This is a genomic window from Sphingomonas sp. DC5200-1 (assembly GCF_049897245.1).
In the GTDB taxonomy this organism is placed as follows: Bacteria; Pseudomonadota; Alphaproteobacteria; order Sphingomonadales; family Sphingomonadaceae; genus Sphingomonas; species Sphingomonas aquatilis.
Genome location: NZ_JAFCVW010000004.1, coordinates 159,015 through 176,212 on the forward strand (window position 1 = coordinate 159,015; position 17,198 = coordinate 176,212).

General features: G+C 67.8%; 18 protein-coding genes. 11 read left to right on the forward strand and 7 right to left on the reverse strand.

The window, feature by feature from the left end:
* Positions 1-54 precede the first annotated feature (54 nt).
* The 5 genes from mnmG to ACP7A3_RS09810 are packed head-to-tail and all read left to right on the forward strand — an operon-like array spanning position 55 to position 4,925.
* Positions 55-1,890 (forward strand): tRNA uridine-5-carboxymethylaminomethyl(34) synthesis enzyme MnmG, encoded by a 1,836-nt coding sequence (mnmG, locus tag ACP7A3_RS09790; protein ID WP_426255449.1) that lies wholly within the window; start codon positions 55-57, stop codon positions 1,888-1,890.
* Entirely contained in the window at positions 1,887-2,504 is a 618-nt protein-coding gene (gene rsmG / locus ACP7A3_RS09795) for a 16S rRNA (guanine(527)-N(7))-methyltransferase RsmG (protein ID WP_426255450.1), read from the forward strand. Before mnmG ends, rsmG begins: the two co-directional genes overlap by 4 nt.
* A complete protein-coding gene (locus tag ACP7A3_RS09800; protein ID WP_017980507.1) occupies positions 2,501-3,283 on the forward strand; it encodes a ParA family protein in 783 nt (260 codons plus the stop codon). The genes rsmG and ACP7A3_RS09800 overlap by 4 nt, the downstream gene beginning before the upstream one ends.
* Entirely contained in the window at positions 3,280-4,185 is a 906-nt protein-coding gene (locus ACP7A3_RS09805; RefSeq protein WP_426255451.1) for a ParB/RepB/Spo0J family partition protein, read from the forward strand. Before ACP7A3_RS09800 ends, ACP7A3_RS09805 begins: the two co-directional genes overlap by 4 nt.
* Complete coding sequence (locus ACP7A3_RS09810; protein ID WP_426255452.1) at positions 4,182-4,925, forward strand: dienelactone hydrolase family protein; 744 nt, start codon at positions 4,182-4,184, stop codon at positions 4,923-4,925. The genes ACP7A3_RS09805 and ACP7A3_RS09810 overlap by 4 nt, the downstream gene beginning before the upstream one ends.
* A gap of 100 nt (positions 4,926-5,025) precedes the next feature.
* Here the strand turns inward: ACP7A3_RS09810 and holA are convergent, their stop codons facing one another.
* From holA to ACP7A3_RS09830, 4 genes are all read right to left on the reverse strand, one after another.
* On the reverse strand, positions 5,026-6,045 hold the full coding sequence (gene holA / locus ACP7A3_RS09815; RefSeq protein WP_426255453.1) for a DNA polymerase III subunit delta: 1,020 nt from the start codon (positions 6,043-6,045) through the stop codon (positions 5,026-5,028).
* Positions 6,042-6,557 carry an LPS assembly lipoprotein LptE gene (lptE, locus tag ACP7A3_RS09820; RefSeq protein WP_063687028.1) on the reverse strand — a complete coding sequence of 172 codons (516 nt, stop codon included), beginning with the start codon at positions 6,555-6,557 and terminating at the stop codon, positions 6,042-6,044. Before lptE ends, holA begins: the two co-directional genes overlap by 4 nt.
* Positions 6,554-9,052, reverse strand: a complete 2,499-nt coding sequence (gene leuS, locus ACP7A3_RS09825; RefSeq protein ID WP_426255454.1) for a leucine--tRNA ligase — start codon at positions 9,050-9,052, stop codon at positions 6,554-6,556. The genes lptE and leuS overlap by 4 nt, the downstream gene beginning before the upstream one ends.
* Before the next feature lie 62 nt (positions 9,053-9,114).
* On the reverse strand, positions 9,115-9,558 hold the full coding sequence (locus tag ACP7A3_RS09830; protein WP_017980501.1) for a DUF3576 domain-containing protein: 444 nt from the start codon (positions 9,556-9,558) through the stop codon (positions 9,115-9,117).
* Positions 9,559-9,811: 253 nt separating this feature from the next.
* Here ACP7A3_RS09830 and ACP7A3_RS09835 point away from each other — a divergent pair, with 253 nt between their 5' ends.
* A complete protein-coding gene (locus ACP7A3_RS09835) occupies positions 9,812-10,507 on the forward strand; it encodes a hypothetical protein (RefSeq protein ID WP_426255456.1) in 696 nt (231 codons plus the stop codon).
* A 157-nt stretch (positions 10,508-10,664) separates the two neighbouring features.
* Here ACP7A3_RS09835 and ACP7A3_RS09840 read toward each other — a convergent pair whose 3' ends face one another.
* Positions 10,665-11,141 (reverse strand): thiamine phosphate synthase, encoded by a 477-nt coding sequence (locus ACP7A3_RS09840; protein ID WP_426257143.1) that lies wholly within the window; start codon positions 11,139-11,141, stop codon positions 10,665-10,667.
* A 69-nt stretch (positions 11,142-11,210) separates the two neighbouring features.
* On the opposite strand from ACP7A3_RS09840, the gene ACP7A3_RS09845 reads away from it, so the two are divergent.
* Positions 11,211-11,903 carry a YggS family pyridoxal phosphate-dependent enzyme gene (locus tag ACP7A3_RS09845; RefSeq protein ID WP_426255458.1) on the forward strand — a complete coding sequence of 231 codons (693 nt, stop codon included), beginning with the start codon at positions 11,211-11,213 and terminating at the stop codon, positions 11,901-11,903.
* Complete coding sequence (locus ACP7A3_RS09850; RefSeq protein ID WP_426255459.1) at positions 11,900-12,565, forward strand: HAD family hydrolase; 666 nt, start codon at positions 11,900-11,902, stop codon at positions 12,563-12,565. Before ACP7A3_RS09845 ends, ACP7A3_RS09850 begins: the two co-directional genes overlap by 4 nt.
* Positions 12,566-12,657: 92 nt before the next feature.
* Here the strand turns inward: ACP7A3_RS09850 and ACP7A3_RS09855 are convergent, their stop codons facing one another.
* Positions 12,658-13,257, reverse strand: coding sequence for an ankyrin repeat domain-containing protein (locus ACP7A3_RS09855; RefSeq protein WP_017980496.1), 600 nt, complete (start codon positions 13,255-13,257; stop codon positions 12,658-12,660).
* Positions 13,258-13,317: 60 nt separating this feature from the next.
* Between ACP7A3_RS09855 and ACP7A3_RS09860 the strand changes: the two genes are divergently transcribed.
* Genes ACP7A3_RS09860 through ACP7A3_RS09870 form a run of 3 tightly spaced genes read left to right on the forward strand, consistent with a single transcriptional unit; the run spans position 13,318 to position 15,007 of the window.
* Positions 13,318-13,911 carry an SCO family protein gene (locus ACP7A3_RS09860; RefSeq protein WP_426255460.1) on the forward strand — a complete coding sequence of 198 codons (594 nt, stop codon included), beginning with the start codon at positions 13,318-13,320 and terminating at the stop codon, positions 13,909-13,911.
* Complete coding sequence (locus tag ACP7A3_RS09865; protein WP_043061080.1) at positions 13,908-14,336, forward strand: YcgN family cysteine cluster protein; 429 nt, start codon at positions 13,908-13,910, stop codon at positions 14,334-14,336. Before ACP7A3_RS09860 ends, ACP7A3_RS09865 begins: the two co-directional genes overlap by 4 nt.
* Entirely contained in the window at positions 14,333-15,007 is a 675-nt protein-coding gene (locus tag ACP7A3_RS09870) for a M48 family metallopeptidase (protein WP_426255461.1), read from the forward strand. The genes ACP7A3_RS09865 and ACP7A3_RS09870 overlap by 4 nt, the downstream gene beginning before the upstream one ends.
* On the opposite strand, the gene ACP7A3_RS09875 is transcribed toward ACP7A3_RS09870, so the two are convergent.
* A complete protein-coding gene (locus ACP7A3_RS09875; protein ID WP_294313794.1) occupies positions 14,983-17,181 on the reverse strand; it encodes a transglycosylase domain-containing protein in 2,199 nt (732 codons plus the stop codon). The two genes, ACP7A3_RS09870 and ACP7A3_RS09875, sit on opposite strands and share 25 nt — an antisense overlap.
* Positions 17,182-17,198: the final 17 nt, after the last annotated feature.

Consider the following 17,198-nt stretch of genomic DNA (forward strand, 5'->3'; position numbering starts at 1 on the left):
TGTTCCACGTGGAACAGTTTTGACGTTCCGCACGCGCTGGCATAGGCGCATCGCATGTATGACGTGATCGTCGTCGGTGGTGGCCATGCCGGCACCGAAGCCGCCGCTGCCGCCGCGCGCCGCGGTGCAAACACCTTGTTGCTCAGCCACGACCGACGCTTGATCGGAGCGATGTCGTGCAACCCGGCGATCGGCGGCTTAGGCAAGGGGCATATCGTTCGTGAGGTCGACGCGTTCGATGGCCTGATCGGCCGTGCCGCCGACGCAGCCGCGATCCACTACCGGATGCTCAACCGCAGCAAGGGTGCGGCGGTACAGGGACCACGCATCCAGGCGGACCGGCGACGCTATGCCGCGGCGATCCAGGCCATGCTCGCCGCCCTCCCGACGCTGACGATCGGCGGAGGCGATGTCGACGCATTGGTCATCGACGGGGGGCGCGCGACCGGTGTGGTATTGGGTGACGGCGCACGGATCGCAGGGCGGACCGTGGTGCTGGCGACCGGCACCTTCCTTGGCGGCCGGATGTTCAGGGGTGACGAACGCCACGAGGGCGGTCGTATTGGCGAGCGCGCGGCGCGCAAGCTGGCAGAGCAATTGCGTGCGCTGGCGTTGCCGCTGTCGCGTCTGAAAACCGGCACCCCGCCCCGGATCGACGGTCGCACGATCGATTGGGCGCGGCTCGCCGAGCAGCCGTCCGATACCGATCCATGGACCATGTCGCCGATGACCACGGCGCGTCTGCTGCCGCAGGTCGCCTGTGCGATCACCCGCACCAACGGCGCGACGCACGATGCGATCCGCAGTGGGCTCGATCGCTCGCCGCTATTCGGGGGGGCGATCGCGGGGCAGGGGCCCCGCTATTGCCCGTCGATCGAGGACAAGGTGCATCGCTTTGGTGACCGGGACGGGCATCAGGTCTTCCTTGAGCCCGAGGGACTGGACGATGCCACCGTCTATCCAAACGGCCTGTCCACGTCCTTGCCCGTCGATGTGCAGATCGCGATGATCCGTAGCATCGCGGGACTGGAGCGCGCGACGATTACGCTTCCGGGCTATGCCGTGGAATATGATTATCTCGACCCGCGCAGTCTGGACGCGACGCTTGCGTTGGCGGCCATTCCCGGCGTCTATTGCGCGGGGCAGATCAACGGCACGACGGGCTATGAGGAAGCGGCGGGGCAGGGCCTCGTCGCCGGCCTCAACGCGGCAGCGACTGCGTGTGATCTGGAGCCCTGCGTGCTCGATCGCGCTTCGAGCTACACGGGTGTGATGATCGACGACCTGGTGTTGCAGGGGGTCACCGAGCCCTATCGCATGCTGACTGCGCGCGCCGAATATCGGTTGTCGCTGCGCGCCGACAATGCGGAGACGCGGCTCGGCCCGATCGCCGAACGGCTTGGATGTTTGAGCGACTCCCGGCGAGCACACCAGCGCGATCTGCGCGAGCAACGAGCGACGATCCGCGCAGGATTGTCGGGGATGGTCACCGCATCGCAACTCGCCAAGCGCGGTGCGAAGGTCGCGCAGGATGGCAGCCGACGGACGGCCTATGAATGGCTGCGTATGTCGGGCGTCACGCTCTACATGGTCGCGCCCGACGTGGTCGGCATCGCCCCGACTGGGGTCCTCGACGAGGTGATCGAGGATGCGCGCTACGCCCCCTATCTTGAGCGGCAGGCCGAGGAGGTCGAGCGGATGCGTCGTGACGAGCATGCGCTGCTGCCGTCCGATCTGGATTATGGCGCGGTGCCGGGGCTGTCGAACGAGATGATCGATCGCCTCTGCAAAGCGCGTCCGGGCTCGCTGGGCGCGGCCTCGCGGGTGCAAGGCGTGACCCCGGCGGCGTTGTCCGCCATCTATCTTTACGCACAAAGGCGGGCAGCATGACCGAAGATGACGCTCGCGCATTGATGACGGCGCGGTTCGGACCGGGACGCGTTCAGCGGATCGGCGCGTTCTTAGATATGGTAGTTGCCGAGAACGACCAGCAAAATCTGATCGCGCCATCGACGATCGATACGATCTGGGTGCGCCACGCGTTCGACTCGGCACAGCTGATGTTTCACGTGGAACAATCGGCGGAGTCGTGGCTCGATATTGGCACCGGGGGCGGTTTCCCCGGCATGATCGTCGCGCTGCTCTTCGACGGCAAGGTGACGATGGTGGAACCACGGAAAAAGCGCGCCACGTTTTTGCAGGCATGTGTCGACCACCTCGGCATCGCCAATGCGGATGTGGTGGCGAGCAAGGTCGAGGCCGTCTCGGGACGGTACGACATTATCTCCGCCCGCGCGGTGGCATCGGTCAAAAAGCTTTTGCAAGCAGCAGCGCCATGCGCCAAACCAGACACGCGCTGGATCCTGCCTCGTGGTCGGATCGAACCGGAGCAGCTTACCGCGCTCCGCCGCCAGCGCGACAGAGTGTTTCACGTGGAACATAGTCTTACCGATCCGGACTCGGCGATCCTTATCGTCGATCGTCACAAGGGGCGCGCTTCATGACCTGTATCGCCGTCGCCAATCAAAAGGGTGGGGTGGGCAAGACCACCAGCGCGATCAACCTCGCCACGGCACTGTCGGCGACCGGCAAGAGCGTCCTGCTGATCGATCTCGACCCACAGGGTAACGCGTCGACCGGTCTCGGCATCGGTCAAGCCAAGCGCGGGCGGTCGAGCTATCACGTCCTCGTCGGCGAGGCGGAGATCGCCGATGCTGTCATCAGCACGCCGGTGCCACGCCTCGATCTGGTGCCGGCGACGCAGGATCTGTCGGGCGCCGAGATCGAGCTGGTCGAGTTCGATCACCGGACCCATCGCCTCGATCGCGCGCTGGCGCAGGTAAAGGGGCGCTGGGACATCGTGTTGATCGATTGCCCGCCGTCGCTGGGTCTACTGACCATCAACGCCATGGTGGCAGCCGACAAATTGCTCGTGCCGCTGCAATGCGAATTCTTCGCGCTGGAAGGGCTGTCGCAGCTGCTGACTACGGTCGAGCGGATTCGCGAACGCTTCAATCCCGGCCTCGCCATCCTCGGCGTCGCGCTCACCATGTACGACCGTCGCAACCGCCTGACCGATCAGGTCGCGGCCGACGTCCGCGCGGTATTGGGGCAGGTGGTGTTCGATACGGTGATCCCGCGCAACGTCCGCCTCTCTGAGGCACCGAGCCACGGTCTGCCCGCGCTGATCTATGATCATCGCTGTTCGGGATCGCAGGCCTATATCGACCTTGCGCGTGAGCTCATCGCACGCCTGCCGCAAACAGCCGCGGTGGCGGCATGAGCGATGGGAGCAAGCGCAGCCGTCCCGCCGGGCTGGGGCGGGGCCTCAGCGCGTTGCTGGGTGAGATGGCGATCGAGGCACCCGTCACGCCCGGTGCCAAAAGCAACACGCCGAGCGGTGTACGCATGCTGCCGGTCAGCGCGTTGGCGCCGCACCCCGATCAGCCGCGTCGCCATTTCGATGACGCGCTGCTCGACGAACTCGCCGCCTCGATCGCCGCGCGCGGGCTGATTCAGCCGATCGTCGTCCGTCCGCACGGTCACGATTATCAGATCGTTGCGGGTGAACGCCGCTGGCGTGCGGCGCAGCGAGCGCGGCTGCACGAGGTGCCCGTCGTCGTCCGCGACTTCGACGATGCGCAGACGCTCGAGATCGCGCTGATCGAGAATATCCAGCGCCAGGATCTCAATGCGATCGAAGAGGCGCAGGCGTATCAGCGGCTTGCGGGCGAATATGGTCATACGCAGGAAGCGCTGGCCAAGATCGTCCACAAATCGCGCAGCCACGTCGCTAACCTATTGCGACTACTGGAACTTCCGGCGGATGTGCAGGCGCGCGTCACCGATGGCTCGTTGTCGATGGGCCACGCCCGCGCGCTGCTCGGTGCGCGCGATGTCGAGATACTGGCGGAGCAGGTCGTCGCTCGCGGCCTGTCGGTGCGCGAGACCGAAAAGCTCGCCCGCGGCGCCAAGCCGGAGAGGGCAGGGGGCAGCCGGGGTGGTGGCGCGGCCCCACAGGCGCCTGACGCCGATATCGCGGCACTGGAGCGCCAACTGTCCGACCTGCTCGGTCTGAACGTCCGCATCGCCCACAGCGAAAAGGGCGGCACGCTGACGCTGACCTATGGCACGCTCGACCAGCTCGACATGGTGTGCCAGCGCCTGACCGGCGACACGATATGATCCTCCGCTCGGACGAGCACGACGATCTGCCGACGCCGGATGGCGGTGTGATGCGGACGCACTGGTTCCGCCCGGTGGCGGAGGGGCGTTATCCGGGGCTGCTGCTGTTTTCGGAAATCTATCAGGTCACCGACCCGATCCGCCGGCTCGCGGCGTTCTTCGCGGGGCACGGCTATGTCGTGGCGGTGCCCGAGGTCTATCACGAATACGAGGTGCCGGGCACGGTGCTCCGCTACGATCCGCCGGGCACCGATCGCGGCAATGCGCTGAAGATCGCGAAGCCCGTCGCGGCCTATGACAGCGATGCGCGGATCGCGCTCGACGCGCTCGTCGCGCATCCGGCCTGCACCGGCGCGCTGGGAACGATCGGCGTGTGCCTGGGCGGCCACCTGGCCTATCGCGCCGCGCTCGATCCGCGGGTCCGCGCCGCCGCGTGTTTCTATCCCACCGATATCCACAGCGGCACGCTGGGCGAGGGGCGCAACGATGACAGCCTCGCGCGTATGGCCGATCTCAAGGCGGAGACGCTGTTCGTCTGGGGCCGGCAGGACCCGCATGTCCCTTATGCTGGGCGAGAGGCGATCCGGACTCACCTCGAAGAGGTGGGGGCGACGTATGAATGGCATGAGGTGAACGCGCAGCACGCATTCCTGCGCGACGAGGGGCCGCGCTACGATCCAGCGCTGTTCGTCACGGCAACCGGCTGGGCGCTGGCGCTGTTCGGACGGGTGCTGCGGTAAAATCGACCTGATCGTCATCCCACGGAGGCTGGGATCTGCCGGTTATAGCGCGCACCAAGAGCCCGGCTTGCGCCGGCGTGACGGTACGAGCGACGCGGGTCTACCCCCGCCGCTCGACCCCACGCGTCAGTTCGGTGAGCGCATGGTCCGCGAGAACGCCGCCCGCATTGCCACTCGCCATTACCGCCCGCTCGGCATGCCGCACCCGGTCGAGCGCGGCCGCCAGCATCGCGGCATTCCAGCGCCGCAGCGCCTGCGCGGTCGCGGCTTCTTCCCGAAAGAAGACGCGATGGCGCTTGAACACGCTGTCCTGCCCCGCACCGGCGTCGATCTCCGCCTTCATCTCGGCCAGCGTCATCAGCTTGCGCGCAAGTTGGCGTAGCCACGGAATGGGCGAGGTGCCGGCCTCGCTCAGCCGGGCCAGTTCCGCACCCAGCACTGCGGTCTGCCCGCCGACGACGGCGTCCACCACCCGGCTCGTCTCCGCTTCGCCCAAATCCGCGCCGATCGCGTCGAGCGCCGTATCGTCCAGGTCGTGCGGGCGGTCAGGCGCCGCGTCGAGGAACAGCGCCAGTTTCTCGATCTCACGCGCCAGCACCGCACGATCGCCGCCGCAGGCTGCCGCCAGCCGCGCCGGCACGGTGCCGCCGGGGCGCAGGCCCGCATCGCGCGCCATGCTCGCTGCCAGGCGCTCCAGATCGGCCGCGGTGGGTTCATAGGCGCCGAACGCCATCGCCCGGCGCGAATCGATCGCCAGCTTGACGATCTTGGCGGTCGATTTGACCGTTGGGGCCAGCGCCACCACGGGGTTGCCGGCATGATCCGCCTCCAGCAGCGCGGTGAACGCCTCCAGGCATTCCTCACCCGCCGGGGACACGCGGATATGCCGCGCACCACCGAACAAGGACATGGAGGCCGCCTCGTCAGACAAGCGCGCCGGATCGGAGCGCAGCGTTGCGCCGTCCAGATCGATACGCTCCGCCTCCGGCCCCATCGCCTTGGCGAGCAATCCGGCAAGCTCCGCCGCCGCCGAGGCATCGGGACCGTGAAGCAGATACAGGCGGATATCCGGTGACGGGCGTTCCAGCGCCGATCGGATATCGCGCGCGTTAGCCTTCATCGCCCCGCAGGACGGCCGTTGGCGTAGACGGCAAGGCGCGAGACGATCTGGTCCGCGACGATCCCCGACAGGCGCTCCAGCGCCGTATTTTCCGCCGCGATCGTCGCATATTCGGATTGGACGACGTCGATGCCCGCGTCCGATCCTGCCGTTGCATCGACCAGCACGCTGCCGTCGTTGAGGTCGACCAGCTGATAGCGCGCGCGCAGCGTCCGCCGTTCGCGCGTCACGCTGTCGTCGCGCCGGACGCCGAAGCCGGCGATCTTGTCGTCGAGCTTCACGTCGAGGCGATAGCGCGGCGCATTGCTGCCATCCGCAGCCAGCCGGTCGCGCAACGCATTGCTCATCAACCATCCGGCTTTGCCCTCGATCGGCGCGACCTCGACATGCGACAGCGTGCCCGCGACCGCGCCGCCCGCACCGCCGCCATACAGCGGCTTGAGACCGCAGGCGCTGGCCATCAGCGCGAGCGGTACGAGGAGCGTCAGGCGAAGCGCGGGAAAACGGATCATGCGACGATATTCACTAATCGGCCGGGAACGACGATCACTTTTTTGGGGGCCTTGCCGTCGAGGCTGCGGACGATCTTGTCGCTGGCCAGCGCCACGGCCTGCAGCGTGTCGCGGTCCATGTCCTTCGGGACCGTCAGCGTATCGCGCAGCTTGCCGTTGACCTGCACCGCGATCGTCACCTCATCCTCGACCAGCAGGCGCGCATCGACGTCGGGCCAAGGCGCATCGGCGATCAGGCCGTCCATGCCCTTCGCCGCCCAGGCCTCCTCGGCAATGTGCGGCACCATCGGCGCGACGAGCAGCATCAGCGTGTAGACTGCATTCCGGCGCGAGGCGCCGGGCGCGGCACGTTCGATCGCGGTGACCAACTCGTACAGCCGTGCGACCGCTTTGTTGAACGCCAGCGCCTCGATATCCTGTTCGATACCCAGAATCGTTTGGTGCAGCTTGCGATCGAGCGCGGCATCGTCGCCGTCACCCGGTTCCGGCGTTTCGCCGTCGAACAGGCGCCACAGCCGCTGGACGAAGCGCCATGCGCCCTCGATCCCCGATTCGCTCCACGGCAGGTCGCGCTCGGGGGGCGAGTCGGACAGCATGAACCAGCGCGTCGCGTCGGCGCCGTAGCGGTCGACGATCGGTTCGGGATCGACCGTGTTCTTCTTCGACTTCGACATTTTCTCGACGCGGCCGACCGTGATGGGTTGGCCGGTCGCAGTTTCGATCCCGTCGCGAATGTCGCCGGGCGATAGCCAGCGGCCGTCGGTGGATTTGTACGTCTCGTGCGTCACCATGCCCTGGGTAAACAGGCCGGTGAACGGCTCGGCGATGTCGAGCAGCCCCATGTGCTTGAGCGCCCGCGTCCAGAAGCGCGCGTAGAGCAGGTGGAGGATCGCATGCTCCACACCGCCGATATATTGCCCGACCGGCAGCCAGCTTTCGGCGACCGCGCGGTCGAACGGCTTGTCCTTGGGCTGGCTGGCGAAGCGGATGAAGTACCAGGACGAATCGGCGAACGTATCGAGCGTGTCGGTCTCGCGCAGTGCCGGCTTGCCGCACGACGGACAATCGACATGCTTCCACGTCGGATGGCGATCGAGCGGGTTGCCCGGCACGTCGAACGACACGTCGTCGGGCAGCACGACGGGCAACTGGTCCTTCGGCACCGGCACGACGCCACAGCTGTCGCAATGGATCACCGGGATCGGCGTGCCCCAATAGCGCTGGCGGCTCACGCCCCAGTCGCGCAGGCGATAGACGGTCGACCCCTTGCCCCAGCCGCCTTGCTCGGCCTTCGCGATGACCGCGCGCTTGGCGGCCTCCACGTCCATTCCGTCGAGGAAGGACGAGTTCACCAGCGCGCCCGGATCCGTATAGGCCTCGTTGCCCTCGAAGATCGGATCGGTCGTGTCGCCATCGGCGACGACGCGCTGCACCGGCAGGTCGTACTTGCGCGCGAAATCGAGGTCGCGCTGGTCGTGCGCCGGTACGCCCATCACCGCGCCGGTGCCGTACTCCATCAACACGAAGTTCGCGATATAGACGGGCAGCTTGCGCTCGGCATCGAACGGATGCGCGGCGGTGAGGCCGGTGTCGTAGCCCAGCTTTTCCTGCGTTTCCAATTCGGCCGCGGTCGTGCCGCCTTGCTTGCACCGCGCGATGAAAGCGGCAACCTCCGGGTTGCCAGCCAGCGCCTGCGCGATCGGATGGTCCGCCGCCACCGCGACGAAGCTCGCGCCGAAGATCGTGTCGGGCCGCGTCGAGAACACCTCGATCGTCTCGCCATTCGACACCTGGAATCCGAAGGTCAGGCCCTGGCTCTTGCCGATCCAGTTCTCCTGCATCAGCTTGACCTTGTCGGGCCAGTGCGCCAGCTTGCCCAGCCCCTCGATCAGCTCGTCGGCGAACTGCGTGATCTTCAGGAACCACTGGTTCAGCTTGCGCTTCTCGACCAACGCGCCCGACCGCCAGCCGCGCCCGTCGATCACCTGCTCGTTGGCAAGCACGGTCATGTCGACCGGATCCCAGTTGACCGCCGATTCCTTGCGATAGACCAGGCCGTTTTCGAGCATGTCGAGGAACAGCGCCTGTTCGTGCCCGTAATAATCGGGCTTGCAGGTGGCGAGCTCACGGCTCCAGTCAAGCGCGAAGCCCAGGCGCTTCAGCTGCGCCTTCATCGTCTCGATATTGGCGAGCGTCCACGTGCCCGGATGCACGCCCTTTTCCATGGCGGCATTCTCGGCCGGCATGCCGAACGCGTCCCAGCCCATCGGGTGGAGCACTTCATAGCCACGCATCCGGCGGAAGCGCGCCAGCACGTCGCCCATCGTATAGTTGCGGACATGGCCCATGTGGATGCGCCCCGACGGATAGGGGAACATCTCGAGGACGTAGCTTTGCGGCTTGCCGCTGTTATCCTTGGCGGCAAAGGTCTGGCGATCGTCCCAGACCTTCTGCCAGGCCGAGTCCGCGGTCAGCGCGTTGAAACGCGTGGTCATTCAGCAATTTCCGTTATCAGCGCGGTGCCGGCCGCAAGGGGGCTCGGCACCGCAGGCAGGCATCAGCCCGCGATAGACGCCCGGCGCAGGTCGCGGGCGCGGGTGAGGATGATGTCTTCCAGCTTCTGCGTCGTCGCGGCCTGCACCGGCGCCGACACCCACTGGCCGCCGCGGTTCACTTCGCGCAGCGCCGCGACACGGAGCGCATCGGCACGCAGGTCCTGGTCGAGGATCGACACGGTCACCTTCATCCGCTCGGTCGGCACCTGCGGGTTGACGTACCAGTCGGTGACGATGACGCCGCCGTTGGAATCGGTCTGGAGCAGCGGCATGAACGACAGCGTGTCGAGGCTCGCGCGCCACAGGTAGGAGTTGACGCCGATCGTCGTGATCTTCGACGCGGCGAGATCGGCGCTCGCGACGGTCTTATTGCCGCGACCACCGCAAGCGGCGAGCGGCAGGGCGATGGCGGCGACCATGAGGGCGGTGCGCAACGAGCGGATCATGGGCGTGACTGTCCTGCAGAAAAAGAAGCGCTCTCGCTCTATAGATGCGCACGATCACCCGCAAGCGAGCCGTGATTCGACCGGATTGGAACGATCGGCCGCCGAAACCTGTGTGCCGATTGCAACAGTCGGACAAAATGATGCCTGAGCCAGCAATACTTCCATATTGGCGCGCGCCGGAATCGTGTTAGGCGCGTTGCAGCGGGAGTCGAGGGGACTGCTTGTGTTTGCGAAGCGTGCCGGTGGGCGTGCGATGACTGTGTTGATGGCGGGAGCGCTGGTCGCTGCCGGCGTCGCCGTCGCGCCCGCATTCGGCGCCGCCGAACGCGCCCAGCCCGCCCGTCGTATCACGTCTGCCACGCCGCGCTTTACGGGATCGTTCACTCCGGCCGCGGCCGACCCGCGACTCGCCGCGGCGATCGCGCGCGGCGGCCTCGACGGCATGGACTTCCGCTTCACCCCGGCAGAGGCGCGGCAGGACAAGCGCGCCGTGACCGTCGCGGTCCGCGTCCGCTCGAACCGCGTCGCGCTCGCCGATGCCGCCCGCACCACCGCCTCGGCACCGACCGTCGGCATCCAGCCGATCGCCTACAATCTCGGCGCTTCGGTGGGCTGGAAGCGCTTCGCGGTCTCAGGGGGCATCAACCACATCGATCTCGGCCCCGTGCCGGGCAGCCGCGAATCGACCGATGTCGCGCTCACCTATCGCGCCGGCCGCGCCAGCAGCCGCGTGATGGCGGTCTCCGATCGTCCGCTCGACACCACGACGAAGCTGACTCAGGAGCCCTCGAGCTATTCGGTCGACGTCAGCAGCTCCTATTCGCTGACCCGCAACCTCGATCTGACCGCCGGCATGCGCTACCGCTCGGATCGCGACCGCCTGACCCGCCTCGACGATACGCGGCGCGACAGCCAGTCGGTCTACGTGGGCACCGCCTTCCGCTTCTGATCGCTGATGACGGGGCGGGCGTGACCTGACCACACGTCACGCAGCAAAGGCTGGGATCTCCTGGCGAGCGCGCGCAGCAGCAGCACACTGCGGCTAATCGAAACATTGTCCCCCGTCATTGCGTCGCTACGCTCGCAATGACGGCAAAAGGGGTCGATTAGCGCCTGCCCGGCATCAGCCCATCGATCGCCGCCCAGCCATCGAAGCCATAGCGGCGGATCGCCAACCAGCGTGCGCCCGTCATCCCGCCGAGCGCGACACGGCCGCCGCCAAGCCCTCGTCCGATACCCGCCGCTCGCCGCACACCCAGCGTCCGCGCACCCGGATGCGACCGGGTGGCAAAGACCGGCGACACGAACAGGTACGCAGCCCCCGCGCGGATACCGCGAATCGCCTCGCGCCGGTCATGTGCTGCATGGGTGAGGGCCCGCCGACCGCCATGCGACCCGACGCCCGGCATCCCGCCGGCCGCACTGATCCGCAACTGGCGTGCCGCCGCCAGCCGCCGCACCGTCAGGAACAGCCGGTGCCGCTCGCCTCGCGGCAGGCCGTAATGGCGGAACACCACGCCAGCGCCAGGCGGCAGCGCGCGGATCGCGGGCAGCAGCGCCGCACCGATGCGTTCGTCGGTCATCAGCCACGCATGACGGCGGGGAGACAGATTGCGGTTCAGATCGGCCACCACCCCGCTATAGCGAGCGTCATGACCGCCGACACCCTGTCCCCGCCTGCGCCCTCCGCTCTCCACAATGTCACCACCGCCATCGCCCAAGCCGCGCACATCGCCGGCCGGAAGGCGGAGGCGGTGACGCTGATCGCCGTCTCCAAGACGCACGACGCCGATGTGATCCGCCCGCTGCTCGACGAAGGCCATCGCGTCTTCGGCGAAAATCGCGTTGCCGAGGCGGCGGAGAAATGGCCGACGCTGCGCGCGGCCTATCCGGGCGTGTCGCTCCACCTGATCGGCCAGCTCCAGTCGAACAAGGCCGACGACGCGGTCGCGCTGTTCGACGCGATCCATTCGGTGGATCGCCCGTCGCTGGTCGAGGCGTTGGGCAAGGCGATGGCGAAGACCGGCCGCCGGCCCGACTGTTTCGTGCAGGTCAATATCGGCGCGGAAGACCAGAAGGGCGGCTGCGCCATCGCCGATCTGCCCGCCCTGCTCGATCAGGCGCGCGCTGCCGGTCTGCCGATCGTCGGACTGATGTGCATTCCGCCCGCGGACGTCGAGCCCGCACCCTATTTCGCGCTTCTCGCCAAGCTGGCGCGCGAGGCTGGCCTGACCGGGCTCAGCATGGGCATGTCGTCCGATTATCCGACCGCGGTGACGATCGGGGCGACGCACGTCCGCGTCGGCAGCGCCTTGTTCGGCGCGCGTGGCGGAGCCGCCGCATGACGCCGCGTGGCCTGTTGTTCGACTTCGACGGCGTGCTGATCGAGAGCGAATTCGCCGGCAACCGCCAGCTTGCCGAATGGCTCACCGACGCGGGCTATCCGACGACCCCCGCAGATTCGATGGCGAATTTCATGGGGCTCGCCGGCCCCGATTTCCGTACGGCGATCGAGGCGTGGATCGGCGGCCCGATCCCCGCAAGCTTCGACGCGGCGCGGGACGCGGAGGATGCGCGCGCGATGGCGGAGGGGATCGATGCGGTGGCCGGTGCCGTCGCCTTCGTGCGCTCGCTACCCGCTGATCTGCCGCGCGCGGTCGTCTCGTCCAGCCCGACGCGCTGGATCCGCCGCCACCTCGACCATATCGGGCTCGCCGACGCGTTCGGAGACCATATCTACAGCGGCCGCGAGCACGTGACCCGCGGCAAGCCCGCGCCCGACCTCTATTGGCATGGCGCTGCGGCGATCGGCGTGCCGATCGAGGCGTGCGCGATCCTCGAGGACTCCCCGGTCGGCGCCACCGGCGCGGTCGCGTCCGGCGGCCACGTCATCGGCCTGTGCGCCGGCACGCATTGCGCCATCGGCCACGACGCGCGGCTGAAGGCGCTGGGCGTCCAGGCGATCGCGCACGACTTCACCGAGGTCGCACGACTGTTGGGCCTTTAATCCACCCCGTCATGCCGGCCCTGCGCCGTGGCACCGATCATTCCTCCCCCTGGCGGGGGAGGATCGTGCAACCCCGCAGAGGTCGGACCGTGTTACAGCCGCGGGCCGGACACCTGCGCGCGCACCTTCTTCGGCGCATCCTTGAACAGCGCCACCATCGCCGGATTGCGCGAATCGCGCACCGCATAGTCGCGCGCCGAAAGACCGGCGAGATTGTCCGTCTGGTCGGGGTCGGCGCCCTTGTTGATGAGCGTGCGCGCGATGCCTTCGTTGCGGGTGTTCACCGCCAGGATCAGCGGCGTCTGGCCCGACGAATTGGCGAGATTGGGGTTCGCCTTGAACATCAGCAGCAGGTCGACCAGATCGTCGCGTCCGGCCATCACCGCCAGCGCCAGCGGCGTATTACCCTTGGCATCGCGGATGTTGGGATCGGCCTTATGCTGCAGCAGATACTGCATGTAGAGATTGCCCGAATGACTCGTCAGGTCGTGCAGCGCGCCGCGGCCGGTGGTGGGCGATTTGGTGTTGATGATCGTGCTGCCCGGCGTTTCGATCATCGTGGTGACGGTCTTGCCGTCCTCCTTCTCGATCGCCTGCAGGAATTTGTAGCTTTCGGACTGTTGCTGCGCGGCGGCGGGGGTGATCACGGCGGCGGCGAGGCTGAGGGCGAGCAGGAAAGGGCGGCGGATCATCGTAGGTCCCTTGGACAAGACTTGCGGGCGCACCGGTAACAGATCACAGCTGCCACGGTCATGAACATTCTGCGCCTCGCCCGCCTCGCCGTGCCCGCCGCCGCTCTGGCGGTGGCCGCCTGCCAGCCCGCAGCCACTACGGCGCCGCCGCTTGCCGGCGCGAAGATCGGCGGGCCGTTCAGTCTAGTCAATCAGGACGGCCGCACCGTCACCGACCGCGATTTCGCGGGCAAATACCGCATCATGTATTTCGGCTACACCTATTGCCCCGATGTCTGCCCCACCGATGCGGCGGCGATCGGCAAGGGCGTGGCGTTGCTCGCCAAGAGCGATCCCGATCTCGCCAAGCGGATCGTACCGATCTTCGTCAGCGTCGATCCCGAACGCGACACGCCCAAGGTCCTGAAAAGCTTCGTCTCCGCCTTTTCGCCGCAGATGGTCGGGCTGACCGGCACGCCCGCCCAGATCACCGCAGTGTCGCAGGCCTATGGCGTGTTCGCCGGCAAGGGCGAAGCGCAGCCCGGTGGCGGCTATCTGGTGAATCACAGCCGCGCCACCTATCTGATGAGCCCGGACGGCAAGCCGCTCGCGCTGCTGCCGTCGGACAAGGGGCCGCAAGCCGTGGCCGACGAGATCAAGCGCTGGGCGAGATGAATAAATTCTGGGAGCTGCCGATCGAGCAGCTCGATCGCGGCCAATGGGAGGCTCTGTGCGACGGCTGTGGCAAATGCTGCATCCACAAGCTGGAGGACGAGGATACGGGCGAGGTCGTGCCGACCAACGTCGCCTGCCGGCTCTTGAACCGCCGCACCGGCTTTTGCTCCGACTACAAGCATCGCCGCGCCTATGTGCCCGAATGCGTGCGGCTGACCGCGGGCAACGTCCGCGACATCGACTGGCTGCCCAGCACCTGCGCCTACCGCCTGCGCGCGGCGGGCGAGCCGTTGCGCGACTGGCATTATCTGATCAGCGGCGATCGCGAGACGGTCCACACCGCCGGCATCTCGGTGCGCGGTTGGACGGTCAGCGAGGACGATGTCGGCGACCTCGAAAACCATATCGTCGATCGCGAGCTGTGAGCGACCCGTTCGAGGTCGTCCGCCATCCCACCGCGCGGCGCGTGCGCCTGTCGATCGATCCGGCGAGCGGCCGCGCGCGGCTGGTGTTGCCGCGCCGCGCCGCGTTGAAGCCCGCGCTCGCCTGGGCGCGTGGCAAGACGGAGTGGATCGCGGAGCAGCAGGCGCGTCTGCCGGTGGCGCGGCCCTATGCGCCGGGCATGGTGCTGACCGTCGCCGACCGGCCGCTGACGATCGACTGGCAGCCGGGTAGCCGCCGCCGGGTCGAAGTGGTGGGCGACACGCTGTCGCTATCCGGCCCACTCGACACGCTGCCGCGCCGCGTCGAGACGTGGCTGAAGCGCACCGCGCTAACCCAATTGGCTGACGACACGGCCTATTTTGCCGCCAAGGCCGGCGTGATCGTGACGAAGGTCGCGATCGGCGATGCGCGCGGGCGCTGGGGCAGCTGCGCCGTCGACGGCGTCATCCGCTACAGCTGGCGGTTGATCCTGGCGCCGGGCTGGGTGCGCCGCGCGACGGTGGCGCATGAGGTCGCGCACCGCGTCCACATGAACCACTCGCCCGCCTTCCATGCGCTCGTCGCGCAGCTGTACGACGGCGATCCGACGCCGGCACGCGCCTGGCTGCGCACGCAGGGTGCAGGGCTTCACTGGGTCGGGCGATCGTCCTGAACCGGGCGCTGTAGCGGCGCGCGCGGCGGCAGATAGCCATCGCGCGGCGGCGGGCCCTGCCGCGACGGAGCGGTGGCGGAGGGCGCACGCTGCCCGTCCCGCACGCCATCACGCGGCGCTGGATCGCGCGACGGCGCATCGCGGCCGGTCACGCGATCGATCAGGTCGTTGAGCTGCTGCTGCGGCGGCGTGTCCGGGGCGCCGCCGTCCGCCGGTTCGCCCTGCGCCTGCGGGTCGCTTTCGCGCGGCGCCTGCGGCAGCGGATTGCCATCCGGGTCGACCATCGGCGCGCCCGCAGAGCCATCGTCGGGCTGACCGTAATAGGCCTCCTCATCCGGCTCCAGCTGCCAGTCGGGCAGCGTCACCTGCGTATCGAACTGCTCGATCGGCCGGTTGGCGGTGGCGGGCTTCATGAACGCCGCCCATGCCTTGGCCGGCGCGGTGCCGCCGTGCAGCCCGGCGACGGGCTTGGCGTCGTCGCGGCCCATCCACACGCCGGTGGTAAGCCCGCTCGAGAAGCCCAGGAACCAGCCATCCTTCAGCGAGGTGGTGGTGCCGGTCTTGCCCGCGACCGGCCGGCCGATCTGCGCGGCGCGGCCGGTGCCGGTATTCACCGCGGTCTGTAACAGGTCGATCATCTCGGCCGCGACATAGGGCGCGACGAGCACGCGGCTGCGATCCACCTCGTGGCTGTAGATCGTCTGGCCGTTCGCGGTGACGCGGGTGATGCCGTACGGCGTCACCGCGACGCCCTTGTTGGCGACGCTGGCGAAGGCGCTGGTCATGTCGATCAGCCGCACGTCGCTGGTGCCCAGCACCATCGCGGGATGCGTGTTGATCGGCGTCGTGATGCCGAAGCGGCGCGCCATCGCGGCGATAGTGGAAAAGCCCACTTCCTGCCCCAGCTTCGCCGCCACCGTATTCAGCGAATAGGCGAAGGCGGTGCGCAGACTGACCGGCCCCGAATTGCGGCGCGAATCGTTGCGCGGGCTCCACCCGTCGATCGTTACGGGTTCGTCGACGATCGTATCCTCGGGCTTATGCCCGGCCTCCAGCGCGGCGAGATAGACGAACAGCTTGAACGCCGATCCCGGCTGGCGCACCGCCTGCGTCGCGCGGTTGTAGATCGAGGTGACGTAATCCTTGCCGCCGACCATCGCGCGCACGCCGCCATCGCGATCCAGGCTGACGAGCGCGCCCTGCACGCCGTTCGGCGCATTGGCGCGAATCGCCGCATCGGCCTCGCGCTGCATCGCGGGGTCCAGCGTCGTCCACACCTCCAGCGGCGCGCTGGTCTCGTCGATCAGCGTATCGAGCTGCGGCAGCGCCCAGTCGGTAAAGTAGCGCGCGCTGTTCTGCTGGCGTTCGGGCGTCAGCTTCAGGTCGGCGACGTCCGCCGCCTGCGCCTGCGCCTCGGTGATGTCGCCTGCGCGCACCATCTGTTGCAGCACCACCCCGGCGCGGCCGCGCGCGGCCTCGGCATCGGCGGTGGGCGAGTAATTGGACGGCGCCTTCACCAGCCCGGCGATCACCGCGGCCTCGCCGATGCTCAGGTGATTCGCGCCATGGCCGAAGAACTTCCGGCTCGCGGCGTCGATGCCATAGGTGCCGCCGCCGTAGTACATCTTGTTGAGGTACAGCTCGAGGATCTCGTCCTTGCTGAACTTGCGTTCCAGCGCGAGCGCCAGGATCCATTCGCGGAATTTGCGCCCGAACTTCTTCTGGTTGTTCAGGAAGACGTTGCGCGCCAGCTGCTGCGTGATCGTCGACCCGCCCTGCACCCAGCGCCCGCGTTCGAAGCGGACCTGCACCGACCGCGCGATGCCGATCGGGTCGACGCCCGGATGCCCGCGGAACCGGCGATCCTCGACCGCGACGGTCGCCTGCCGCATGATCCTGGGGATCTGCGCATAGGGCAGCCATTCGCCATAGCTCGGCCCCAGCGAGGCGATGATGCTGCCGTCGGCGGCATGGACGCGGATCATCTGGCCGTTGGGCGAGCTTTTCAGCTCGTCGAAGCTCGGCAACTGCGAGCGTGCGACATAGACCGCGATCACCAGCGCGCCGAAGGCGAGGATGCCGAGACCGATCAGAATCTGGAGGGTAACGACGATCCGCCGGCGCCAACGAGAGCGGGGGGCGGGAGCGGAGCGGGAGGTGCGCGCACGAGCCATGGAGGCGCTCGCGATTA